This is a genomic window from Mycobacterium sp. Marseille-P9652, assembly GCF_902652685.1.
Lineage (GTDB): Bacteria > Actinomycetota > Actinomycetes > Mycobacteriales > Mycobacteriaceae > Mycobacterium.
Map to the genome: position 1 here is coordinate 47560 of NZ_CACRUY010000017.1, position 23590 is coordinate 71149.

At 69.6% G+C, this 23590-nt stretch carries 20 protein-coding genes and 1 pseudogene; 7 read left to right on the plus strand and 14 right to left on the minus strand.

The features are described from left to right. The first annotated feature begins 32 nt into the window (after window positions 1–32). Window positions 33–857, plus strand: a complete 825-nt coding sequence (locus GPY60_RS11810) for an SDR family oxidoreductase (protein ID WP_156687859.1) — start codon at window positions 33–35, stop codon at window positions 855–857. Window positions 858–860: 3 nt separating this feature from the next. On the opposite strand, the gene GPY60_RS11815 is transcribed toward GPY60_RS11810, so the two are convergent. Together GPY60_RS11815 and GPY60_RS11820 are read right to left on the minus strand one after the other, a co-directional pair. After that, window positions 861–2318: a flavin-containing monooxygenase gene (locus tag GPY60_RS11815; RefSeq protein ID WP_156687860.1), complete on the minus strand. Its 1458-nt coding sequence runs from the start codon at window positions 2316–2318 to the stop codon at window positions 861–863. A 72-nt stretch (window positions 2319–2390) separates the two neighbouring features. Continuing rightward, entirely contained in the window at window positions 2391–4154 is a 1764-nt protein-coding gene (locus GPY60_RS11820) for a nuclear transport factor 2 family protein (protein ID WP_156687861.1), read from the minus strand. A gap of 115 nt (window positions 4155–4269) precedes the next feature. Here GPY60_RS11820 and cobG point away from each other — a divergent pair, with 115 nt between their 5' ends. The 3 genes from cobG to GPY60_RS11835 are packed head-to-tail and all read left to right on the plus strand — an operon-like array spanning window position 4270 to window position 7517. Then, window positions 4270–5406 (plus strand): precorrin-3B synthase, encoded by a 1137-nt coding sequence (cobG, locus tag GPY60_RS11825; protein ID WP_156687862.1) that lies wholly within the window; start codon window positions 4270–4272, stop codon window positions 5404–5406. A gap of 9 nt (window positions 5407–5415) precedes the next feature. Beyond that, entirely contained in the window at window positions 5416–6042 is a 627-nt protein-coding gene (locus GPY60_RS11830) for a precorrin-8X methylmutase (protein WP_156687863.1), read from the plus strand. Next, on the plus strand, window positions 6039–7517 hold the full coding sequence (locus tag GPY60_RS11835; protein WP_156687864.1) for a precorrin-2 C(20)-methyltransferase: 1479 nt from the start codon (window positions 6039–6041) through the stop codon (window positions 7515–7517). Before GPY60_RS11830 ends, GPY60_RS11835 begins: the two co-directional genes overlap by 4 nt. A 4-nt stretch (window positions 7518–7521) precedes the next feature. On the opposite strand, the gene GPY60_RS11840 is transcribed toward GPY60_RS11835, so the two are convergent. The 4 genes from GPY60_RS11840 to GPY60_RS26610 form a co-directional block, all read right to left on the minus strand. Then, window positions 7522–8142 carry a flavodoxin family protein gene (locus tag GPY60_RS11840; protein ID WP_156687865.1) on the minus strand — a complete coding sequence of 207 codons (621 nt, stop codon included), beginning with the start codon at window positions 8140–8142 and terminating at the stop codon, window positions 7522–7524. A 46-nt stretch (window positions 8143–8188) separates the two neighbouring features. Next, on the minus strand, window positions 8189–11134 hold the full coding sequence (locus GPY60_RS11845; RefSeq protein ID WP_197283650.1) for an MMPL/RND family transporter: 2946 nt from the start codon (window positions 11132–11134) through the stop codon (window positions 8189–8191). Continuing rightward, a complete protein-coding gene (locus GPY60_RS11850) occupies window positions 11131–11562 on the minus strand; it encodes an MmpS family transport accessory protein (protein ID WP_156687866.1) in 432 nt (143 codons plus the stop codon). Before GPY60_RS11850 ends, GPY60_RS11845 begins: the two co-directional genes overlap by 4 nt. 258 nt (window positions 11563–11820) lie before the next feature. Continuing rightward, on the minus strand, window positions 11821–12123 hold the full coding sequence (locus GPY60_RS26610) for a PPW family C-terminal domain-containing PPE protein (protein WP_197283652.1): 303 nt from the start codon (window positions 12121–12123) through the stop codon (window positions 11821–11823). On the opposite strand from GPY60_RS26610, the pseudogene GPY60_RS27050 reads away from it, so the two are divergent. After that, window positions 12037–12657, plus strand: a pseudogene (locus GPY60_RS27050) (DUF2275 domain-containing protein); the annotation flags it as partial. The gene GPY60_RS26610 and the pseudogene GPY60_RS27050 sit on opposite strands and share 87 nt — an antisense overlap. 168 nt (window positions 12658–12825) lie before the next feature. Beyond that, entirely contained in the window at window positions 12826–13380 is a 555-nt protein-coding gene (gene sigC / locus GPY60_RS27055; RefSeq protein ID WP_231639593.1) for an RNA polymerase sigma factor SigC, read from the plus strand. Here the strand turns inward: sigC and GPY60_RS11860 are convergent. From GPY60_RS11860 to GPY60_RS11875, 4 genes are read right to left on the minus strand one after another with little or no spacing between them, the layout of a single operon-like run. Further along, entirely contained in the window at window positions 13377–14102 is a 726-nt protein-coding gene (locus tag GPY60_RS11860) for a cobalt-precorrin-6A reductase (RefSeq protein ID WP_156687868.1), read from the minus strand. The genes sigC and GPY60_RS11860 overlap by 4 nt on opposite strands. Further along, window positions 14102–14857: a precorrin-4 C(11)-methyltransferase gene (cobM, locus tag GPY60_RS11865; RefSeq protein ID WP_156687895.1), complete on the minus strand. Its 756-nt coding sequence runs from the start codon at window positions 14855–14857 to the stop codon at window positions 14102–14104. Before cobM ends, GPY60_RS11860 begins: the two co-directional genes overlap by 1 nt. Next, the gene (gene cbiE / locus GPY60_RS11870; RefSeq protein ID WP_156687869.1) at window positions 14854–16023 is read right to left on the minus strand and encodes a precorrin-6y C5,15-methyltransferase (decarboxylating) subunit CbiE; all 1170 of its coding nucleotides are present in this window, start codon (window positions 16021–16023) and stop codon (window positions 14854–14856) included. Before cbiE ends, cobM begins: the two co-directional genes overlap by 4 nt. A 50-nt stretch (window positions 16024–16073) precedes the next feature. Next, a complete protein-coding gene (locus tag GPY60_RS11875; protein ID WP_156687870.1) occupies window positions 16074–16820 on the minus strand; it encodes an SDR family NAD(P)-dependent oxidoreductase in 747 nt (248 codons plus the stop codon). Between the two features lie 35 nt (window positions 16821–16855). Between GPY60_RS11875 and GPY60_RS11880 the strand changes: the two genes are divergently transcribed. Beyond that, the gene (locus GPY60_RS11880) at window positions 16856–17269 is read left to right on the plus strand and encodes a F420-dependent biliverdin reductase (protein WP_156687871.1); all 414 of its coding nucleotides are present in this window, start codon (window positions 16856–16858) and stop codon (window positions 17267–17269) included. A gap of 62 nt (window positions 17270–17331) precedes the next feature. On the opposite strand, the gene GPY60_RS11885 is transcribed toward GPY60_RS11880, so the two are convergent. The 4 genes from GPY60_RS11885 to GPY60_RS11900 all read right to left on the minus strand — a co-directional run bounded on the left by GPY60_RS11885 (window position 17332) and on the right by GPY60_RS11900 (window position 23567). After that, window positions 17332–17547: a hypothetical protein gene (locus GPY60_RS11885; protein WP_156687872.1), complete on the minus strand. Its 216-nt coding sequence runs from the start codon at window positions 17545–17547 to the stop codon at window positions 17332–17334. Window positions 17548–17572: 25 nt separating this feature from the next. Beyond that, a complete protein-coding gene (locus GPY60_RS11890) occupies window positions 17573–20062 on the minus strand; it encodes a WXG100-like domain-containing protein (protein WP_156687873.1) in 2490 nt (829 codons plus the stop codon). Between the two features lie 107 nt (window positions 20063–20169). Then, complete coding sequence (locus tag GPY60_RS11895; protein ID WP_370462698.1) at window positions 20170–22440, minus strand: alpha/beta hydrolase-fold protein; 2271 nt, start codon at window positions 22438–22440, stop codon at window positions 20170–20172. 5 nt (window positions 22441–22445) lie between these two features. Then, entirely contained in the window at window positions 22446–23567 is a 1122-nt protein-coding gene (locus GPY60_RS11900; protein WP_156687875.1) for a M24 family metallopeptidase, read from the minus strand. Window positions 23568–23590 lie beyond the last annotated feature (23 nt).

Sequence of the window (23590 nt, forward strand, 5' to 3'; positions counted from 1 at the left end):
CGTGACTGCACGTTCGGCGCGAGACTGTGCCGATGAACACCGTCTCCGGAACAACCGTGGCCGTCACCGGCGGTGCGCGCGGAATCGGCCTCGCGATCGCCACCGAGCTGCACCGCCTGGGCGCCCGGGTCGCCATCGGGGACGTCGACGAAGCCGCCGTCACCGAGGCGGGCCGCCGGCTGGGGCTCGAGGTGCACCGCAAGCTGGACGTGACGGATCGCGGTTCCTTCACCGATTTCCTCGACGCCGTCGAGCACGGGCTGGGGCCGTTGGCGGTGCTGGTGAACAACGCCGGCGTCATCGCCGTGGGCATGGCGGTCGACGAAACCGACGCGGCGACCCGGCGGGTGCTCGACGTCAACATCGGCGGCGTCATCCTCGGCACCAAGCTGGGGCTGCAACGCATGCTCCCCCACGGTCGCGGGCACATCATCAACGTCGGGTCGATGGGCAGTGTGCTGCCGGTCGCCGGCATCGCCACCTATTGCGCGACGAAGCACGCGGTGCTGGGCTACACCGATTCCGTGCGGGTGGAGAACCGCGGGCGCGGGCTGCACTTTTCGACGATCATGCCCGCGCTGACCAACACCGAGATGATCGCCGGGATCGGAAGCGCGCGGGGCATCAAGAACGTCGAGCCCGAGGACGTCGCGCGTGCGGTCGCCGACGCGATCGCCAAGCCGAAGCGGCGGGTGATCGTTCCCCGGTCGATGGGGACCGCGGCGGCGGTGCAACGCATGTTGCCGCAACCCGTCGCAGAGGCGCTCGGCCGCGCGCTCGGCACGGACCGCGGTTTCACCACCGACGTGCAACCCGAGAAGCGCGAGGCCTACGCGCGACGGACCGGGACGTCGTAGACCTCAGGCGGTGCGCACGTCGAAGTCGGCGAGCACCGGTTCGCGCAACAGCTCGTGGTGAGCCTCGGGCGTCCAGGGGAAAAGCTCGGGCAGCCCGTCTTTGCCGAGGTACCAGCTGTTGCAGCCGCTCACCCAAATGGTCTGCGGCATAGCGGCTTTCATGTCCTCGTTGTACTGCTTGGTGGCCGCCTCGGTGGGCGCCGCGGCGCGCACGGTGCCGTCGCGCAGCCGCTCGATCCACCACATCACGTAGTTGGCCTGGTCCTCGGCGATCGGGATCAGCGACTGGTTGCCGATCGGTGAGTGCGGTCCCATCATCATGAACATGTTGGGGAATCCCGGCACCGCGACCGACCGGTAGGCCTTGGGTCCGTCGGCCCAGGCGTCGTCCAGGGCGATCCCGCCCTCCCCGATCACCTGCATCGGGCGCACGTAGGCGCGCGCATCGAAGCCGGTGGCGAACACGAGCAGGTCGAGTTCGTGCAGGGCGCCGTCGGCGGTGACGACGCCGCGCGGCTCGATGTGGTCGATCGCGTCCGTGATCACCTCGACGCCGGGCTGCTGCACGGACCGGTAGAAGTGCCCGGCCATCACCTGCCGCTTGCACATTGGCTGGTATGTCGGCGTCAGCTTGGCGCGCAACTCGGGGTCGCGCACCGATAGCCGCAGGTTCCACCGGCACTCGGCCTGGGCCAGCCGGCGCTGCCACCCGGGGCGGATCGGCGCCCGGCCGAGCAGGTGCCGGAAGAGCCAGCCCCAGAACAGGTACGGCAGCGAGTTCAGCACCGGCCACCGCGACAGCGCCGCGCGGGTCAAGCCCGAGTAACGCGGGTTGGGCATCGGGTAGACCCACTGCGCGGTGCGCTGGAATATCTTCAGCCCACGCACCTTGCCACCGAGCTCCGCGGTGATCTGCACGCCGGTCGAGCCGGTGCCGATCAAACCGATCCGCTTGTCGGACAACGAAACCGAGTGATCCCAGCGCGACGAATGGAAGGCGGGTCCGGAGAAGGTGTCGCGCCCGGGGATGTCCGGGTAACGGGGAACCCGGAGCACTCCGGTCGCGGTGACCAGGACGTCGAACGTCTCCTCGCCGTCGGGGGTGGTGAGCCGCCACGTGCCGTCGTCGTACCGGGCCGCGGTCACGTCGGTGCCGAACCGGATGTGCGGGCGGATGCCGCGCTCGTCGGCCACCTGCCGGAAGTACGCCTGGATCTCCCCGCCGGGCGGAAGCCAGTGCGACCAGTTCGGGTTGGGCCGAAACGAATACGAGTAGTACCGCGAGGGCACGTCGCACGTGAGCCCGGGATAGGTGTTGTCGCGCCAGGTTCCGCCGACGTCGTCCGCCTTCTCGAAGATGGTGAACGAGTCGATGCCGGCGTCCTGCAGCTTGGCCGCCATGCACAGGCCCGACATCCCCGCGCCGATGATGGCGATTCGCAAACAGCGCTTCTGGGTCATGGGTCACCCGCCTCTCGCGGGCCTGACGCTACGCCGATCGGCTCGGCGTAGCGACAGGTTTGGCCCCAGCGATCATCCGGCCGCCACGCGCTTCGACCCGAAGACGCGTTCCTGCACGGCGGTGTCCCCGTACGAATGCGCCTCGACGATCTTGCCGTTGGCGAAGGTGTACACGTCGGCCTCCTGGGACGTCTCGTCCCCCACCGTCACCTCGCCCAGGACCATCACGACGTCACCGTCGGCCAGGAACCGCTTTGCCTGCACCTTGGCGGACTTCTCCGCCATCCGCATGAGCAGTTCGGTGATCTCGGCCTTGCCGCGGTAGGTGCCGCCGATCGTGCTCTCGCCGTTGACCGTCCATACGGCGCCGTCGTCGAAGACGCTGAGCGCGGTTGCGAGGTCGCCAGCGTCGAAGGACTCGTAGCCCTTACGGGCCTGCTCGATGTTGTTGTTGGACATGGGTTTTTCCTTCCATTCGTGTTTATCTGCCGGGACACCGCCGGGCCGGGGGAGATTGGCGCGGAGAACGCGAAACAGCATGGCCGGCCGCAGCAACCGGGTCGGTGGGTCGACCATCGCGATGACCCGCATGAATTGGCCGGCGACCACCGGATCGGATTCGGTGGCGCTCATCACCGGCTCGAGGAACGCATTGCTGATGCGAATCGACAGGGGGCGTCGACCCGTGACTTCGGGAAGGGCGAGGTCGGAGCCGACGGCGGTCTGCCAGGCCACCCGCACCTCCCGGGCGCAGGCCCGGAAGAAGCGCCGGTTCAGGTTGTGGTCCCCGCGGTGCAGGCAGTCGCGCAGCACCGTCGCCTCGATCGCCGCGACGGTCATGCCCTGCCCGTAGATCGGATTGAAGCTGCACACGGCGTCCCCGACCACCAGCAGACCCTCGGGCGTTCGGCGCATCTTGTCGTACCGCCGCCAGCGGTTCGATGGGACACGATGCTGAACCACCTCGCCCAGGGGTTCGGCCGTGCGGACCGCCTCGAGCACGTGCGCAGGGGCGAGACCGGCCGCGAAGTCGAGCATCTCGGCGAGGTGACGGGGCGGCTCGACCCCCGCCATGCCGCCGACGGCGAACATGGCGGTGCCGTTCTCGTACCGGATGAATCCGAACATCTCGGGGTGGCCCGGTTCCGGGAACAGGGCGATCATGTGCTCGTTCACCACGCCTGGCGCGATGCGCAGCAGCTGGCACGCGTAGGCCAGCCGCACCGTCAGCTCGTCTTCGGGGGGGCGGCCGTAGCCGAGTTCGTCGAGGAAGACCGGGGTCCGGGAGCCGCGGCCCGTCGCGTCCACGACGAGGTCGGCGGAAAGCGTGAGCGGACGGTCCAGTGCGCGGTCCACGAGGCGCACCCCGGTGACGCGCCGGCGGTCCGGCGTCGCGGTCAGGCCGATGACGTCGTGGGCTTCGAGCAGCCGGACGTTGGCGATGCCACGCACCCGCCGGCGCACGTTCCATTCGAGGACGGGCCGGCTCGGGAAGAACACCACCGCAGGGTTGGGCGCAGTGCCGGAACGCACCATCTGGTGTCCGGCGAAGGCGAGACGCAACTTCGACAGGTCACCGCGCCAGCTCTCGACCCCCTGGGCGGTGAGGTCGTCGGCGAATCCCGGAAACAGCTCATCGAGGATCTGGGTGCCCCGGGCCTGGATGGCGTGGATGAGCCTGCCCTGCGGCACGCCCCTTCGGTTGACCGGGTCCGTGGGCAACAGGTCACGTTCGACGACCGTCACCCGGTCGTAGCGGTCGGCCAACACCCGGGCCGCCAGCAGGCCCGCCATGCTCGCGCCGAGTACTACCGCATGATCACCGCTCTTTGACATCGGGCATCCCCTTCGACGAGACGAACTGCCCGAAGTGTCCGGCGGCCGGTGGCGGCGCCCTAGAGTAGTCGGCTACTCAATTCTGGGCGGTCGGGACGAGCCGTACCGTGGGCTCATGCCGAGGAGCCGTGACACCGACGCCTGCCCGGGCGCGCTGCAGGTGCATCAGGCCGCCGACGGCGAGCTGGCGAGGGTGCGTCTGCCCGGCGGCATGATCACCGCCGCCCAGCTGGCGACGCTGGCCCGCGTTTCGGCCGAGTCGGGTTCCGGGACGCTCGAACTGACCGCGCGCGGCAACGTGCAGGTGCGCGGCCTCACCGACGTGACGGCGGCCGGCGAGGCGATGGCCGGCGCGGGCCTGCTGCCCTCCGTGACGCACGAAAAGGTGCGCAACGTCGTCGCGTCGCCGCTGTCCGGCCGGGCCGGCGGCACCCGCGACGTGCGGGGGTGGGTCGAAGAGTTGGACGCGGCGATCTGCGCCGAGCCCACGCTCGCCGGGCTGGGCGGCCGGTTCTGGTTCAGCCTGGACGACGGGCGCGCCGACGTGTCCGGACTGCGCGCCGACGTGGGTGTCCACGTGCTCGACGACGCCTGTGCGCTGCTGCTGGCCGGGCGCGACACCGGCATACGGTTGGCGTTCGACGAGGCGGTCGAGGCGCTGGTCGCCTTGGCGCGACGTTTCGTCGAAATCCGCGGAAAAGCCTGGCGCGTCGGCGAATTGGGCGACCTGCGGGTGATGCTGCCCGGTGCCGAGCCGGCCGGGCCGTTATTCCCCGTTGTTACCAAGGGGCCGGTCGGGTGGGTCGGCCAGGACGACGGCCGCGTCACTCTGGCCGCCGGGGTGCCGCTGGGGATGCTGTCCGCCCGGGTCGCCGAGTTTCTGGCGGCGATCGAGGCGCCCATCGTGGTGACGCCGTGGCGCTCGGTGCTGGTGTGCGACCTCGAGGAAGCCGTCGCTGACACCGCTTTGCGTGTGCTGGCACCGCTCGGTCTGATCTTCGACGAGAACTCGCCCTGGCTGGGTGTCAGCGCCTGCACGGGCAGCCCTGGCTGCGCGCACTCGGCGGCCGACGTGCGCGCCGATGCCGCGCGATCGCTGGACGCGGACTACCCGGTGCACCGGCATTTCGTCGGCTGCGACCGCGCGTGCGGCAGCCCGCATGCCGGCGAGGTCCTGCTGGCAACGGGCGACGGATACCGCCCGCTATCCCGCGGCGAAGCCGGGCGAAGCGGATCGTCGCCGTCGTCCTAGGGTTATCGAGTGCTCGACTACCTCCGCGACGCCGCCGAGATCTACCGGCAGTCGTTCGCGGCGATCCGCGCCGAAGCGGACCTCGACCGGTTCCCCGGGGACGTCGCCCGGGTGGTGGTCCGGTTGATCCACACGTGCGGGCAGGTCGACGTCGCCGAGCACGTCGCCTACACCGACGACGTGGTCGCGCGCGCGGGCGAAGCCCTGCGCGCCGGCGCGCCGGTGCTGTGCGACTCGTCGATGGTCGCCGCCGGGATCACCGCCGCGCGGCTGCCGGCCCGCAACGAGGTGGTGTCGCTGGTCGCCGACCCGCGCGCTGCCGAGCACGCCGAAAAGGGGCAAACCACCCGCTCGGCGGCGGGCGTGGAACTGTGGGCCGACCGGCTGCCCGGCGCCGTGCTGGCCATCGGCAACGCGCCCACCGCCCTGTTCCGCCTGCTCGAGCTGGTCGACGAGGGGTTGTCCCCGCCGGCCGCCGTGCTGGGCGGCCCCGTCGGCTTCGTCGGTTCCGCCCAGTCCAAGGACGAGCTCATCGCCCGTCCGCGCGGGATGGCCTACCTCGTGGTGCGTGGCCGCCGCGGCGGCAGCGCCATGGCCGCCGCCGCCGTCAACGCGATCGCCAGCGAGCGCGAATGACCGGCCGCGGCACGTTGTACGGGGTCGGACTCGGCCCGGGCGACCCGGAGCTGGTGACCGTCAAGGCCGCCCGGGTGATCGGCGAGGCCGACGTCGTCGCCTATCACAGCGCCCGGCACGGCCGCAGCATCGCCCGCGGCATCGCGGCGCCGTATCTGCGGCCCGGGCAGATCGAAGAGCACCTGGTCTATCCCGTGACCACCGAGACGACCGATCATCCGGGCGGCTACGCGGGCGCGCTCGAGGACTTCTATGCCGAGGCCACGCGGCGCATCGCCGCGCACCTCGACGCCGGCCGCGACGTCGCGTTGCTCGCCGAGGGTGACCCGCTCTTCTACAGCTCCTACATGCACCTGCACACCCGGCTCACCGAGCGGTTCAACGCGGAGATCATCCCGGGCGTGACGTCGGTGAGCGCCGCCTCCGCGGCCATCGCCACACCCTTGGTGGCCGGCGACGAGGTGCTCTCGGTGCTGCCGGGGACCCTGCCCGTCGCCGAGCTGACCCGCCGGCTCGCCGATGCGGACGCGGCCGTGGTGCTCAAGCTTGGTCGTTCCTACGGCGCTGTGCGCGAGGCGCTTTCGGCGTCCGGACAACTTGACGGGGCGTTCTACGTCGAGCGGGCCAGCACGGCCGGGCAACGGGTCATGCCGGCCGCGGACGTCGACGAGAGCAGCGTGCCCTACTTCTCGCTCGCGATGCTGCCGGGGGGCAGGCGGCGTGCCGGGAATGCGCCGGCCGGAACCGTGACGGTGGTGGGCCTGGGCCCCGGCGACCTGGATTGGATGACGCCGCAGAGCCGGCGCGAGCTCGCGGCCGCGACCGATCTCATCGGCTACCACGGCTACCTCGACCGGGTGCCGGCCCGCGACGGCCAACGCCGCCATCCCAGCGACAACGCCGACGAGCCGGCGCGGGCACGGCTGGCCTGCGCGCTCGCCGAGCAGGGCTGCGCCGTCGCGGTGGTGTCCTCGGGAGATCCTGGCGTGTTCGCGATGGCGACCGCGGTGCTCGAGGAGGCCAAGCAGTGGCCGGGCGTGCGGGTGCGCGTGATCCCCGCGATGACGGCCGCGCAGGCCGTCGCCAGCCGGGTCGGGGCGCCGCTGGGCCACGACTACGCGGTGATTTCGTTGTCCGACCGGCTCAAGCCCTGGGAGGTGATCTCGGCGCGGCTCGGCGCGGCGGCCGCCGCCGACCTCGTCCTGGCCATCTACAACCCGGCGTCGAAGACGCGCACCTGGCAGGTGGGCGCGATGCGCGACATCCTGCTTGACCACCGCGAGCCGGGGACGCCGGTGGTGATCGGTCGCGACGTGTCGGGACCCGGTGAGGACGTCCGCGTCGTGCGCCTGGCCGACCTCGACCCCGCCGACGTCGACATGCGCTGCCTGCTCATCGTCGGGTCTTCTCAAACCCAGTGGTACGCGGACGATTCCGGCGACCGGGTGTTCACTCCGCGCCGCTACCCGGGGTGACGGCTCACTCGTAGGGCGGATACGGATGCTCGCGCAGCGCGCCCGCCAGGTGCACCGCGTTGCGGGCCGCCGACTCGGTGGTGGTGGCGATGACTTCGGGCACCTCGTCGAGGTCGGTGAAGTCGCCGCCCTGCATTGCCTCGCCGTTCCAGTACGTGCAGCCCTGGGCGGGAATCGAGAAGCCGATGTCGTTGAGCCCCTGGAAGAGGTCGGCGACGATCTTATGGGCGCCGTCCTCGTTGCCAACCACGGCGGCCAGCGCCACCTTGCCGAGCATCTTGGGCCGTCCTGCCTCGTCCTTGTCGGAGATTTCGGCGTCGAGCCGCTCCAGTACGCGCTGAGCGACGCTGGACATGTGCCCGACCCACGTGGGGGTCGAAATCACGACGATGTCCGAGGCCACGATCTTCTCGAGGAGTTGCGGCCACTCGTCCCCCGGCCCCATGTCGGCGTCCGTGCCGGGCAGCAGGTTCATGCCGACGCAGCGGACCTTCTCGCCGTCGGCGCCGTACTTGCGCAACTGTTCGAGCACCTGATCGGCCATCAGCTCGCTGCTCGAGGTGGCGGGGCTCTTCTTCAAGGTGCAGATCAACGCGATGGCGCGCAGTGGTGTGGCCGAGGACATGGTGGGCGCATACCCGCGTACGGACACCGCAAACGAGGGGCCGCCGTCACTGCGACGGGTGACCGACAGGCTCCGGCCGCGCGACGACCGCACCGTTGTGTTCAGGTGCGGGATTGGCCTTGTCACCCAGCATGAGGGCGCGGACCAGGGGACGCGGCCCGAACGGCCGCAGCATGTAACTTGCCGGGCGCGGACGGACTTTCAGCGGCCACCAGAACCAGCGGCCGAGCAGAGCGGCGATCGACGGTGTCATGAACGAGCGCACGATCAGGGTGTCGAACAGCAGGCCGAGCCCGATCGTGGTGCCGGCCTGACCGATCGAGCGCAGGTCGCTGGCGGCCATCGACATCATGGTGAAGGCGAACACCAATCCCGCCGAGGTGACGACGCCGCCGGTCTCGCCCATCGAGCGGATGATGCCGGTCCGCAAGCCCGCGCCGAGCTCCTCCTGGAACCGCGACACCAGCAGCAGGTTGTAGTCCGAGCCCACGGCGAGAAGGATGATCAGCCCGAACACCGGCGCGATCCAGTTCAAATCCAGACCCAGAATGTGTTGCCAGACAAGCACAGACAGCCCGAATGCCGCGCCCAGCGAGAGCAACACCGTGCCGACGATCACCAGCGAGGCGACCAGCGCGCGGGTGATGATGACCATCACCGCGAAGATGAGTGTCAGCGCCGCGATCCCGACGATCAACAGGTCGTAGCGCGAACCCGCCTGGATGTCGCGGTAGATGGCCGCCGTCCCCGCGAGGTAGAACGTCGCATCGGTGAGCGTGGTTCCCTTCACCGCCTGATGCGCGGCGGCCAGTTCGGGCTCGACCGCCGCGATGCCCTTCGGGGTCGCCGGGTCCGCGTCATGGGTGATGATGAAGCGCGCGGCCTTGCCGTCCGGTGACAGGAAGAGCCGCAGACCGCGCTGAAAGTCCGGATTCTGGAAGGCTTCCGGGGGCAGGTAGAAGTAATCGCCACTCTTGGAGGCGTCGAAGGCCTGGCCCATCGCGCTGGCCGTGTCGGTCATCTGGGTCATCTGTGTGACGAGGCCCGAGAAGCTGCTGTGCATCGTGAGCAGGGTGCCCTGCATGGATTTCGCGACGGCGATGATCGGCGGGAACTCGGCGACCATCTGCGGCATGATCGCGTCGACGTCGTTCATGTCCTTGATCAGCGTGGTCATGTTCTCGCTGAATTTGTCCACGCCGTCCATCGCCTCGAACACCGACCGCGTCGCCTGGCAGACCGGGATGTTGAAACAGTGTTGCTCCCAGTACAAGTAACTGCGCAACGGCCGGGCGAAATCGTCGAAGTCGGCCAGGTGGTCCCGCATCTCGTCCAGGGTGGCCTGCATGTCGTGCATGGCGCCGACCATGTGGTGGGTCCGGTCGCTCAGCTGCCCCACCAGGGCCTGCATCCGCTCCATCGAGGCGATCATGGCGCCGAGGTCGTCGCTCATCTTCAGCATGTCGTCCGTCCGGTCCCGCATGAACCGAAGGTTCTGCTGGATCGGGATCGATTGGGCGCTGATCTGAAACGGAATCGATGTGTGCTCGATCGGACCACCCAGCGGCCGCGTAATGCTCTGCACCATCGCGATTCCCGGTGACCGGAAGACGTCTTTGGCCACCCTGTCCAGAATGATCATGTCGCCGGTGTTCCGCATGTCGTGATCGCTCTCGACCATGAGGATGTCCGGATTCATTGTCGCGGCGCTGAAATGGCGCTCGGCGGCCTCGTATCCGACGTTCGAGGGCAGATCGGCGGGTATGTAGAAGCGGTCGTTGAAGCTGAGCTTCATGCTCGGCATGATGGCGATCCCGACGAGGGCGATCAGCAGCGAGGCCACGAAGATCGGTCCGGGCCAACGGACGGTGGCGGTCCCCATCCGTCGCCAACCCCGTGTCTTGATCTTCCGTTTCGGGTCGAGCAGACCGAAGCGGCTCGCGACAGCGACCACGGCGGGGGCCGCGGTGAGCGCACCGGCGACGACGACGATCAGGCCCAACGCGGACGGGATACCCAGCGCCTTGAAGTACGAGAGCCGCGCCAAGTGCAGGCACAAGGTGGCGCCCGCGATGGTCAGCCCCGAACCCAGAATGATGTGAAACGTCCCGCGAAACATGCTGTAGTAGGCCGCTTCTCGATCCAGGCCGGCCTGACGGGCCTCCTGGTAGCGACCGATGAGGAAGATCGCGTAGTCGGTTCCCGCGGCGATGGCCAGCGACGACAACATGGCGACCACGAACGTCGAGAATCCCAGCAGATCCTTGCTGCCCAGGAGGGCGACCAACCCTCTGGCCGTGCCCATCTCGAACCCCACCATGACCAGGACGAGCAGCACCGTGCTGACCGAGCGATAGGCGAGGAAGAGCATGATCATGATGACCAGGCCGGTCACGCCCATCATCACGAACATGCTTTTGTCGGCGGCCTCGTTCATGTCGGTGGTCAGCGGCCCCGGTCCGGTGACGTACACCTTGAGCCCCTTAGGCGGCGCCGACCGGTCGACGATTTCGCGCACCGCTTTGACGGACTCGTTTCCCAACGTGCTGCCCTGGTTGCCGGCCAGGTTCAATTCGACGTAGGCGGCCTTGCCGTCTCGGCTCTGGACGCCCGCCGCGGTGAGTGGATCCCCCCAGACGTTTTGAACGTGCTGCACGTGCTTGGGGTCGGCCCCGAGTTTCTGCACGAGGGCGTCGTAGTAGCGGTGCGCCTCACCCCCGAGGTCACCGAGGTCTTTGTCGCTCTCGAGCACGATCATCGCGATGCTGTCGGAGTCCGACTCGTGGTACTTCGCACCGATGCGCTTGGCCGCGATCATCGCCGGCGCGTCTTGCGGCGACATCGTCACCGCGTGGCTCCGCGCCACCGATTCGATGGGCGGCACCAGCACGTTGAGCGCGACGGTCAGCAGCAGCCAGGCGATGATGATCGGCCATGCGAAGCGGTGCACGAACCGCATGAATGCTGGACGAGCATCGCTGCCGGCGCTCATGCGGCCTTCACCAAACAGAACGTCTGGGCGTCGCGTCCGGCCGAGGAGTGCTCGGCCTTGACCTCTCCGTTGACGGTGATGCGACATCCGATGGTGTCGCTGTTGCCCTGCGCCACCAGGTTGGCCATGACGGCCGGCACCGTCGTCTCGATGGTGTAGCTCCACGGGAGGTTGGTGAAGTCGGCCTGCTGGGGCTGGGCGTTCTTGTCCAGGTAGCTCACGCTGCCTGACGTCTCGCCGGGTCCGTAGACCTCGTAGGTCACCTGCTTGACATGTGACGGTTCGAGCGGCCTGGCGCTGCTGCCGGTGGCGGTGAAGATGGCGTCCGAGCCGAACACTCCGCGAAGCCGGTCGACGGCGACCCCACCGACGGTGACTGCCACGACGACCACGAGCGGGACCCACGCGCGCTTGACCAGGGTCAACATCGTTGCCTCCTCTCCGTCACGGCCGGATCCCTCGCTGCGTAGTGTCGGCCCGCCGCCGAGGCGACCAATAGGGCCGATAGGCCCTGCACCGAGGGCCACGGGGAACGAAAACCCGATTGGTCACCGGCCCGGCATGGCATCACGCTCGAGGCGACACACTCAGATATACCATACCCCCTAGGGTATAGCAACGGGCGCAGAAGACCGTCCGCCGTTACCCGGGTAGTTCGCTTCGCCGCCCCGCCAGAGGCGCCTCGCTCACGCTCGCGGAGGACCCTCCGCCCAACCGCTCGGCAGCATCGGCAGGACGGGCCCGCCGCCACCCAGCGTCCTGAGGCCGACCGCCGGTGCGCCACCGGATTCGCCCGTCACACCGGCGAATCCGATGCGTCCGGCCCCGCGTTCGTTGCGCGGCACCTTTGGTTCCCGCGCGACTTCTTTGCGCCCGGACCGGCGATGCGCAACGATGCAGGGATGCGGTGTGACGTTGCGCGCGAGGCGCTTTCTGCGCGGTTGGACGGCGAGCGCCCGCAGGTGCTCGCGCAGCAGGTCGACGCCCACCTCGAAACCTGCCGCGGTTGTCGATCCTGGCTGATCGGCGCGGCAGTGCAGACCCGTCGACTGGCCTCCGCCGGGCCCGGCCAGGCGCCGGACCTGGTGAACACGATCCTGGCGCGCGTCGGGGTTGCGTCGCCCGGCGGGGATGGTCGCTGGATGCGCGCGGTGCGATCACGTTACCGGCGCTTCGGACTGGTCGCGGTCGGGCTGTTCCAGGTGGCCATCGCGGCCGCCCAGATCGGCGGCATCGACTTCGGCATGATCTCGTCCCACATGCATGGGGCGATGTCCGGTGAGCACCTGATGCACGAGTCCACCGCGTGGCTGCTGGCGCTCGGGATGGCCATGATCGCGGCCGGCATCTGGCCCGTCACCGCGATCGGCGTCGCGGCGATCACCGGGGTGTACTCCGTGGCGCTCCTGGGTTACGTGATCGTCGACGCCTTCGACGGCGAGGTGACCGCGGCGCGCATCGCCAGCCACATGCCCCTGCTCCTCGGCCTGGCGTTCGCGGTGCTGGTCGCCCGGGAACGCGTCGGCGCGCACGGCGACCGCCCCGCCGACGCCTCCCCCGTCGACCGCAACCCGCCACGCGCCGCATCGCCCGCCGGGCGCCGGCGCGCCCACCTGTGGCCCATCAACCGGGCCGTCGCTACGACGACCCGTCGTAGGCTGGTCCGCCCGGCGACACTAAGGTTGTTCGGCATGACCGCGTCCAGCGACGACGAGGCCGTCACCGCGCTGGCCCTCGCGGCCGCCGGCGGGGATGCCGGGGCGCTCGAGGCGTTCATCAGGGCCACCCAGCAGGACGTGTGGCGGTTCGTCGCCTACCTGTCGGACGCGGGCAACGCCGATGACCTGACCCAGGAGACCTTCCTGCGCGCGATCGGTGCCATCGAACGCTTCTCGGCACGTTCCAGCGCGCGGACGTGGCTGCTGTCCATCGCCCGTCGGGTCGTCGCCGATCACATCCGCTACGCGCAGTCGCGGCCGCGCGCGGCGGTCGGCGCCGATCCCGAGCATTTCCCGCGCGGGGACGGCCACGCGCGCGGGTTCGAGGACCTCGTCGAGGTGACCGCGATGATCGCCAACCTCAGCACCGAACAGCGCGAGGCATTGCTGCTCACCCAGCTGCTCGGCCTGCCCTATGCCGACGCCGCGGCGGTGTGCGGCTGTCCCGTGGGCACGATCCGGTCCCGCGTCGCGCGCGCCCGCGACGCCCTGCTGGCCGACGCCGAACGCGAAGACCTCACCGGCTAGCCCAACCCCGCGACCCAGTCGGCCGCGTCCTGCACGGCGCCGACGGTCCGCACCCCCGGCGGCAGCGGCGGGCGCGCCACCATCACCACCGGAATATTAAGCGCCGCAGCCGCATCCAGCTTGGCCCGGGTCATGTCACCGCCGCTGTTCTTGGTCACCAGGGCCTTGATGTCGTGCTCGCGCAGCAGCCCCAGTTCGTCGTCGTAGCGGTACGGGCCGCGCGAGAGCACCAGCCGGGTACGTCGCGGCAGTACGGCGGCGTCGGGCTCCGTGACCGCCCGGATCAGGAACCATGCGTCGCTGCCGGCGAAGGCCTCGACGCCCGAGCGGCCCGTGGTCAGGAACACCCGCGGGTACCCTTGCAACGCAACGACCTTGGCGGCCTCGACGTCCGAGGCGACGACGATCGCGCCACCGGGGTCCCATGCGGGACGGGCGAGCACCAGTAGCGGTATCCGCATCTCGTCGCACGCGAGCGCGGCGTGGGCGGTCATGGTCGCCGCGAACGGGTGGGTGGCGTCGACGACGGCGTCGATGTGGTTGTCCGCCAGGTATTGCCGCAGCCCGGGCACACCGCCGAAACCGCCGATCCGCACCGGACCGACCGGCAACGCGGGATCGGGCACCCGGCCGGCCAGCGAACTGACGATGTCGACCTGCGGGTGCAGCGCCTTCGCCAGCGCGCGGGCCTCGGCGGTGCCCCCGAGCAGCAGCACGCGCATCAGTGCCGGCTCCCCCGGGTTCGCCCGGTGGAGTACAGGTAGCTGTCGGTGAATCCCTCGGCGGCCAGCGCGTCGCCCACGACGATGACGGCGGTCTTGGTGATGCCGGCGTCGTGCACCTGAGCGGCGATGCAGGCGAGCGTGCCGCGCAGAACGGTCTCTTGCGGCCAACTCACGAAAGCAACGACGGCCGTGGGTGTTTCGGGTCGGTACCCGCCTTCGAGGAGTTCGGGGACGATGGCGTCGATCTGGGCGGCGGCCAGGTGCAGGACCAGGGTGCCGCCGGACGCGGCAAGGGTGCGCAGTTCTTCCCCGGGCGGCATGGGTGTCGACAGGGTGGCCACCCGGGTCAGCGTCACGGTCTGGGCCACGCCGGGCACGGTGAGCTCGCGCTTCAGGGCGGCGGCCGCCGCCGCGAATGCCGGCACGCCCGGCACGATCTCGTAGTCGATGCCCCGCTCGTCCAGACGCCGGCACTGCTCGGCCAGCGCGCTGTACAGCGACGGGTCACCGGAGTGCAGCCGCGCGACATCGTCACCGGCGGCGTGGGCGTGTGCGAGTTCGTCGACGATCTGATCGAGCGTCAGCGGGCCGGTGTCAACGATTTTCGCGCCGGGGGGGCACAGCGCCAGCAGGTCGTCGGGCATGATCGACCCCGCGTAGAGGCAGGTGGTGCATCGTTGCAGCAGGCGCTGGCCGCGGACGGTGATGAGGTCGGCCGCGCCGGGGCCCGCACCGATGAAGTACACCGTCATCGCGTCAGCACCCATTGGGTGACCGGATACTGCGGGCGCCAACCGGTGAAGCCGCCCAGCGGCTCGCCCTGATAGTGCTGGAACCGGTGCAGCTGGCCGCCGTGCTTCGAATGATACTGTGCCAGAACCGCTTCCGATTCGGCGGTGACGACGTTGGCGACCAGCCTCGAGCCTTTCGGCAGGTGTTCCAGACACGCGTCGAGCAGGCCCAGCTGGGTCAGACCGCCGCCGATGAAGATGGCCGACGGTGCGTCCGCCCCGTCGAACGCGTCGGGCGCGGCGCCGCGCACGTCGATGCCGACTCCGAAGGCCGCCGCGTTGGTGGTGATGTTGGCGCGGCGCCGCTCGTCGCGCTCGAACGCCACCGCGGTGCATCCGGGCCAGCGCAGGCACCATTCCACGCTGATGCTGCCGGAGCCCGCGCCGACGTCCCACAACCGCTCCCCCGGCCGCGGTGCCAGGGCCGCCAGGGTGGCCGCGCGGATTGCGAGTTTGGTGATCTGGCCGTCGCTGGCGAACGCGGCGTCGGGAAGTGGCGAGACGCGCTCGTCGGGCAGGTAGCGCACGGCGGTGACGTTGAGGTCGTCGACGTCGGGTGGGTCGGCTGCCCACTGACGGGCCGTCCCATCGCGGCGCCGCTCGGTTGGGCCGCCGAGGTGTTCGAGCACGGTGAACTCGGAGTCGCCGCGTCCGTGAGCGGCGAGCAACGACGCCAATTCCGTTGGGGTGGAGCGGTCGCGGGCCAGCACGACCGCCTGCCCACCCCGGCGCACCGCCGTGTGGGGCGGCGCGGTGACCAGGCTGATCACCTCGGTCTCCTGGACGGTCCAGCCCATCCGCGCGCACGCCAGCGTCACCGAGGACACGTGCGGCAGCACGGTGACCCTCTCCGCGCCGTGCAGCCGGATCAAAGTGCCGCCGACGCCGTGCAGCAGTGGGTCGCCGCTGGCCACCACGTGGACGTCCTCCGTGTGGCGATCGGGCAGGCTTCGCAGGGCGGGCAGCATCGGCGACGGCCATTCGTGGCGCGGGGCGGACACGGTGTCGTCGAGCAGGTCGAGCTGCCGCTTCGACCCGTAAATGACTGTGGCTCTGCGTAATTGGTGGCGTGAGCTTTCGGCCAGGCCCGCCATGCCGTCGGCGCCGATTCCCACGACGATGATCATTGCGCGCCGCTCCTCCCCATCGCTTCGCTCTGCATCGTCGCCGGCGCGGATCATCGCGGCATCCTGCGCCACACGGCCTGCGGCAGCAGCCGCATGACGAAGAAGGTCGGCTGCAGCGCCCACGGGATCCACACGGTGCGGCGGCCTTTCGCGAGAGCGCGCGCGGTCGCCGCGGCGACCTGCTCTGGCGTGCTGGACAGCGGAGCGGGCGTCATGCCCTGCGTCATGCGGCCGATGACGAATCCGGGGCGGGCGATCAGGAGCTTGACGCCCGTGCCGTGCAGCGCGTCGGCGAGCCCGCAGGCGAAGCCGTCCAGGCCGGCCTTCGCCGAGCCGTACACATAGTTGGCGCGGCGGACCCGGACGCCGGCCACCGAGGAGAACACTACGAGGGTGCCGCGCCCCGCCGCCCGCATCGCGCTCGCCAGGTGCGTGAGCATGCTGACCTGGGCGACGTAGTCGGTGTGGACGATGGCCACGGCGTGGGCGGCGTCGGTCTCGGCGCGGGCCTGGTCGCCGAGGATTCCGAAGGCCAACACGGCGGTGCCCAAGGGTCCGTGCTCGGCGACGATCGAGTCGACCAGCGGGCCGTGTGAGACCAGGTCGTCGGCATCGAACTCTCGGGTGTGCACGTCGGCCGCCCCCGCGGCCTTCAGCGCGGCGACCTCGTCGCCGAGCCGATCGGCATTGCGGGCCGCGAGGATCAGCGTCGCGCCGGGAGCCAGGCGCCGCGCGAGCTCGATGCCGATCTCGCTTCGGCCGCCCAGGATGAGAACCGGCGCACCCGTGTCGTCCACGGCTGCGATTATCGCCTGCGCTAGCGTGGGCGGTGATGGCGAATACCACTACACGGCTCACCGACGACGCGCTGGCATTCCTGTCCGAACGTCACCTGGCGATGCTGACCACGTTGCGCGCCGACGGTTCACCGCATGTGGTGGCTGTCGGCTTCACCTTTGACCCCAAGACCCACATCGCCCGCGTGATCACCACCGGCGGTTCGCAGAAGGCCGTCAATGCCGAGCGTGGTGGGGTGGCCGTGCTCAGCCAGGTCGACGGCGCGCGGTGGCTGTCACTGGAGGGTCGGTCGACGGTGAACACCGACGCCGACGCCGTGCGTGACGCCGAACTGCGCTACGCCCAGCGCTACCGCACGCCGCGGGTCAATCCGAAGAGGGTCGTCATCGAGGTGCAGATCGAGCGGGTGCTGGGGTCGTCGGATTTGTTGGACCGGGTTGGGAAGTAACTGGCGCCACCTTTATCGATGCCGCCGTCTAGTTCAGGCAGTCAACGTATTGCCAGCTAGGCCTAACGTTGCTTTCGTTCGTCGTATTCGGTGCCCGAGGTGTCATCCCAGAACTTGGGTGAGATCTCTTTCGGCCGATCCTCGTCGCGCACAGCATCTACTTTCTTCTGAAACTCGTCGAACATCTTGCGCGCACGCTCGATCTTCTCTTTGCTTGGCGGCGCGACCCCCGCCTCTTCGGGCGTCATAAATATCTTTCCGGCAATCTCCCTGCTCATCATTCCTCCCTTCAGCCCAACGCCGCTACTCTTCGACCATCTCAATTATTGTGCGGCGCGTTGCGGGATCTACTGTCTTACTTAGGACAAAGAATCTTGTATGGGCTGCAAACAATACCTCTTGCTCTTCGGGTAGGACGGAAAAAGCGGCCACCTCCCGTCCAGTAAAAGAGGTAATTCTGAACTCGACGTTACCCGCAAATGCATCAGATTGCGCCACACTCGGATCGGTAGTGGTGCTCAGGAAACCTTTTTCTATGACAAATTCACCCGGACGATATTGGGCAAGCACCTCAGGCGGCAAGTTCGTCCCGCGAACCACCGGACCCTCGTAAGGGGGAAGCTTATTAAGCGCCTGGCCCAGCGCCTCAGCCCGCGCATGCTGAGACGCGTCCAACTTGTTGCTCCTTAACGCGTCGTTTAGGTCTTCGTAGCCAGTGCCAGTGTAGTCGGCAAGCGCGGAAAGATCCTTCGCCGTCAGGTCCGGCGAGATTTCGGAGTGGCTGTTGCTCTCGTCAGGCGATCCGTCATGAGGATCGCCACTCTCGTGCTTACCGCCCGTTGAATTACCGTCGCCCGGTTCATGTGGCGCCCCATCATGCGGCGGGCTGCCATGTGGGGTCTCGGGGATTCCGCCCTCGTGGGAACTCAGCGACAGATGCTCTTGTGACGGTGGTGTTCCAGCGGGCGCACGTTTGAGCGCTGGGTCCGTAGGTGGAGGCGTGTGCGGGCCATCCGCCGACGCGGATCCCGGCTCGGTCGAAGCGCCCGCCGGTGCGGGTTCGTGGACGCGGGGTGCGGGGAGCGCGCTTCGCGGATTGTCCGTCGGGACGGGCCCGTATTCGTGAGGCCGGTCGCGCGGACCGCCCTGTCCCGGCGGCGGCGAGTCGTGAGTGGCGACAGCCGAATTCGGCCCTCCGGGCTCCCCAGGACCGCGGGGCCCGGGTTCCGGCGATCGCGGCGGCGTCGGCCCGACCGGTCCCTCCGGCGGCTTGCCCGGCCCGACCGGCCCCTCCGGCGGCTTGCCGGGCGGAAGACCCACCGCCTGACCACCTGGCGGCTCGATCTTCGGCAGCTTCCCGCTCAGGCCGTCGAGGTCTTCGGTCAGCCCCCTGGCCGACTTGGCGATGTCGGCCAGCGGCCCCCGAGCGGCCAGACCCGGCACCCCGCTGGCGGCCCTCCCACCGGCGCGTTCCGCGTCCGCCGCGGCCTCCGCGCCGCGCGCGGCAGCGGAGGCACCATCCGACGCCGCACCCGCTTCCTCTCCCCCGGGTATAAAGAACGACGCGATGTCGAAAGCATTCTCGCCGAGACCCAGACCCGGCCGCGCGGTGCTCCAATCATCAAGGTGCAGAAGGGATCTCCAGTTCTGCCGACCCGCTTCCAATCCCTCCTCGGGATGCAGGGCAATATCGACCAGGCTGCCCCGGAACATGCCCTTCCACGTCGCGGCGGCGCCCTCCGGATCGATCAGGAACCGGCGCGGGTCCATCTCAGCGATGCCTTGCAGGCTTCCGAGAGCGCCCTTGAGCATTCCCTCGTTGGCGTTGACCACGGTGTCGAAAACCGTCGCAACGGGATTGCCGACCTCGTCGCCCAGGAACTGGGTGAGTTCGCGGCGCGCGTGTTTCTCGAGGTCGACCACCAAGTTGTCGCCGAGTTGCGTCACGATTTTGATCGCCTGCTCGTAGGCCTGCGCCTGCCGCCCCAGGTTGTGCTGCACGCCCGCGATGTCGGTGGCGATCCTCTTGATCTCCTCGATCGCTTTGCCCTCGATGACCAGCACCACGTCGTGCACCACGTCGGTCAGCGACCCCAGCTGGTTCAGCAGGTCCCGGATCGCGTCCTGCGCGTGCTCGACCTCGCGGGCGAAGCCGTCGAGACGCCTGGCGAGCTCGCCGGCACCCTCGCCGATCTTCCCCATCGACGCACCGATTTTTGTCAAGGCGGCGTCTATCAGACCGCCCTCGGGAAGGTGCTGAGTATCGAACAGCGACTTCGACGCATTGAGCGCGCCCTGCATCCCGCCGGCCGCCGCGCCGAAGCCGCGCCAACGCCCCGCCGCCGCGTGCAGCGCCGCCACGTCGCCGTCGGGCCAGACGTCGTCGAGGAACGACTGCACCAGCGCCCACAGTGGCGGCGGCGGTTGGCCGGGGCCCAGGGTGCCGGGCGGCCCGGGGGGCGTGATCTTCGCCGGCTCGGCCGGCGGTTGCAGCCCACCGCTTCCACCGCCGAGCGTCGAAGCCGCTTCGGCGTTTGAATAATTAACTGCCCCTTGCTGAATCGCCACCCCGGACGACCGGCAGGCGTTGACTGCGGCGGCCGCCGCTTTCAGCAACGACGCGGCCGCCTCCTGATATCCCAGCCCGAACACCATGCCGGCCACGTCCAAGCCGGTGTGGGCGGACATCCCGGCGGCGAGGATGGTCAGGTTTGCCGCCAGCCCCCCGCCGGCCGCATCGACGGAGCCGCCCGCGGCGAACAACGCCTCCGGATCGACCACCAGGGGAACCACGCGCGAAATTCTGACTCGGAGCGCGTCGCGCCGCTATTCACCCTCTGGTCGCGCCGACAACCTAACGGCAGGCCGTCAACACCACGATTCGGACGTAAACAAGCGCCTCACGCCGTCAGCGTGATCTGGTGCCGTCCCGCGGGCACCGCGACCGGTGAGCCGGTCGGCTGGCCGTCGAGTTGGATCTTCGCCCCCGTCGGCAACGAGCCCAGCGACACCCGCGCGGGCCCATCCGTGGCGACGGCGATCGTCGCGGTTGGCAAGCCGGCGAGCCCGGCGCGGTCGACGTCGACGGTCAGGCTGGCGACACCGGTGAGCTCCAGCGTCAGGTATGGCAGCGGCGAGACGGGTGGCCCCACCTGCCAGTCGAGTTCGCTGTAGAACGCGGGGGTCGGCTCGAAGTTCCCGATGACTCCGCGATGGTGCCGGACCGTGTGCGTGGGGTCCGGGCGGGCATGCGACCGCGCGTCGACTCGGGCCATGGCCCCGCGGCGGGCCGTCACCGCGGGATCGGCGACAAGCTCCGACAGCCACCACACCTGGTGCGGCCCGATCCCGAGGTCGTCGCGGACTAGCTGCGGATGCCACGCGAACGTGATGTGTCCCGGATCGGCTTGGCGCAGGCCGGTTCCCATGTGCGAGATCGGATCCTCGAACCGGTCCTGGAGCACCCAGGCGAGATGATCCTCGAACGGATAGGCGGTGAACCGGTGGCGGTAGCCCAACCGGTCGAGTTCGAGCACCTGCTCGGCCACCGAGGCGAACGGCACCAGTTCGTCCTGCAGCCCGTGGGCGATGACGTAGGGCAGCCAGCGGGCATTCACCAGCAGCTTCCACGTATCCCCCTCCCGGGCACACGACGAATGGGGGTCGAGGTCGGCGGGGATGTCGACGTCGGGGATCAGCCGCACGCCGCAGGTGGGGGGACCCGCCAGCACGACCGCCTGCGCGAACACCTGTGGGTAGCTCAGGCCCAGCTTGTACGCGGCGTAACCACCCATCGAATAGCCGGAGATGACGGTGCGGTTCGGGTCGGTGCCCAGCTGCTCGGCCACCCGCGCCCACACTTCCCACACGTCGAGCTCGCCGGCGTCGAAGTACCACATCGACGGGCCGCGGGCGAGCGGCGTGATCACCACCGAGTCGCGCCCCTCGCACACCTCGTGCAGGAGCCGCGGGTCGATCGACGCGAATTGGCTCTGGCCGAGCGCCAGGGAATGCAGAAGCAGCGTCAACGGCAGCGCGCGGCCCGGGGCGTACGTCGAGGGCAGGCATATCGAGTACGGCTGTACGCGACCGAGGAACACCGGCTTGGTGCTCAGGATGTTGTCGGTGGCGATCCCCTGGCCCAACTCGACCGACGACACGTACCAGCGAGTCGTCGGGCCCGTGATCACCGGCTCGGGATCGGTTTCCCGGGCCGCCAACCGGCCCCACGGCACCGTCAGCGCGAACGGCGACACGTCGCCGCGGGTCAGCGCCGCGGCCTGGGCGGCGTCCGACCAGAAGTTCAGGTGCGGCGGCTCCTGGTCAGTGGTGCGGAACGCGACGTTGTAGACGTTCGGCTGACCGGGCAGCGCGCCGTGGTCGGCAGGGACGTCGGCGAACCCGTCGCCCGCCGCGTTGGCCAAACCCGCCGCCAGGCGGACGGTCCAGCTGCCCACGGGTTCCACCAACGATCGCGGCAGTTGCGCCAGGAAAGACCGCGACTGCATGTCCACGCTGTGCTCGACGGGCGTCCTGACACCGGTGATCAGGTCGATCAGCGCGGCGCCACTGCCCGACACGAGCAGGGCCAGGTCGATGCCGGCCGAGCGTATCCCCGCACCGGCCGGCCAGTGATCGGTACCGGTGCGGCCCGGGTCGGTGTCGAACGTGAACAGAGCGATCGGCACCGACGCCTCAACCAGCGTGTTCCAGTCGACGCGCCACCACGTGTGGGTGTCGGTCAATCCGATTGCGACGCGAAAGATGTCGGCGCCGTTGCGGGCCGCGGGGCCGTCGGGATAGATGTAGGTGCCGCGCGGCGGGGCCTGGATCTTGAGGTCGCCGACCGGGAGGCCCGTCGCGCCGTGGTCGTCGTAGAGGAAGTCGGTCCAGAAGATCGCGCCCCCGGCGATGCGTCCGGCGCCGCAGGTGCGGGGGAACTCCTCGCCGAACGGCCAGCCCGCCGGCACGGGCAGCGCCGGCTCGGGGCGTCGCGCCGCCGGAGGCACGCCCTCGGGCATGCCGTCCACCACCACGAGTTCGCCCGGCGGCGCCGGCGGCGGTGGGCTGGGGTGCAGCACCGCGTCGGCGATGTGCCGCGCGACGCGGATCGGAAGCAGCGGAAGGCTCAGGATCGACACGCCGCCCAACGTACGCGGCACCGGTGACATGCCTGCTAGGGCGCGGGAACCACGATCAGTTCGTGCGGCCGGTTGTTCACGGGCTGCGCGCCGTCCTCGGTGACGACGACGATGTCCTCGATCCGGGCGCCCCACCGGCCCGGAAAGTAGATGCCCGGTTCGACGGAGAAGGCCATTCCCGGGGCCAGGGGCAGGTCGTTGCCGGCGACGATGTAGGGCTCCTCGTGCACCGCCAGGCCGATGCCGTGCCCGGTGCGGTGCACGAAGAAGTCGTCGAGCCCTTCGCGGGCCAGCACGTCGCGGGCGGCGGCGTCGACCTGCTCTGCGGTCACGCCGGGGCGAACGGCCTCCAAGGCGGCACGCTGCGCGCGTTGCAGCACCGAATACTGTTGCGCGACGGCAGGTTCGGGCTCGCCGATGCTGTAGGTGCGGGTGGAATCGGAATGGTATCCGGGCTCGTACGCCCCGCCAATGTCCACGACGACGACGTCGCCGGCCCGCAATTCTCGATCCGAATACCCGTGGTGCGGGTCTGCGCTGTGCGGACCCGAACCGACGATGATGAACGCCACATCCGAATGCCCTTCGGCCACAATGGCTTCCGCGATGTCGGCGGCCACGTCGGCCTCCGTCCGGCCCGGCGCCAGGAATTCCGGCACCCGGGCGTGCACGCGGTCGATGGCGGCGCCGGCCTTGCGCAACGCGTCGATCTCGCACTCCTCCTTGACCATTCGCAGCTGGCGCATGATGCCGGTGGCCAGGATCGGCACCGCGCCGAGCACGCCGGCGAGCGGGAGCAGGTGCAGCGCCGGCATGGAGTCGGTGACCGCGGCCGCGGCCCCGTCCAATGCGGCGCGCACCAGCCGGTAGGGGTCATCGCCGTCGACCCAGTCGCGGACCGTCAGCCCGAGTTCCGCGATGGCCGACTCCTTGAGCGACGCCAGCTCCAGCCGGGGCACCACGACCGTCGGGTCACCGGAGGCCGGCAACACCAGGGCGGTCAACCGCTCGTGCGTCTGCGCGCGCGACCCCACCAGGTAGCGCAGGTCGTCGCCGGGCGTGATCACCAGTCCCGTGAGGCCCGCGGCGGCGGTCGCGGCGGCCGCCGCGCTGAGTCGGCGGGCATACACCGAGGCGTCGAAGCGGTGAGAGTCCATGGCTGCCAGGCTAATGGCGCCGG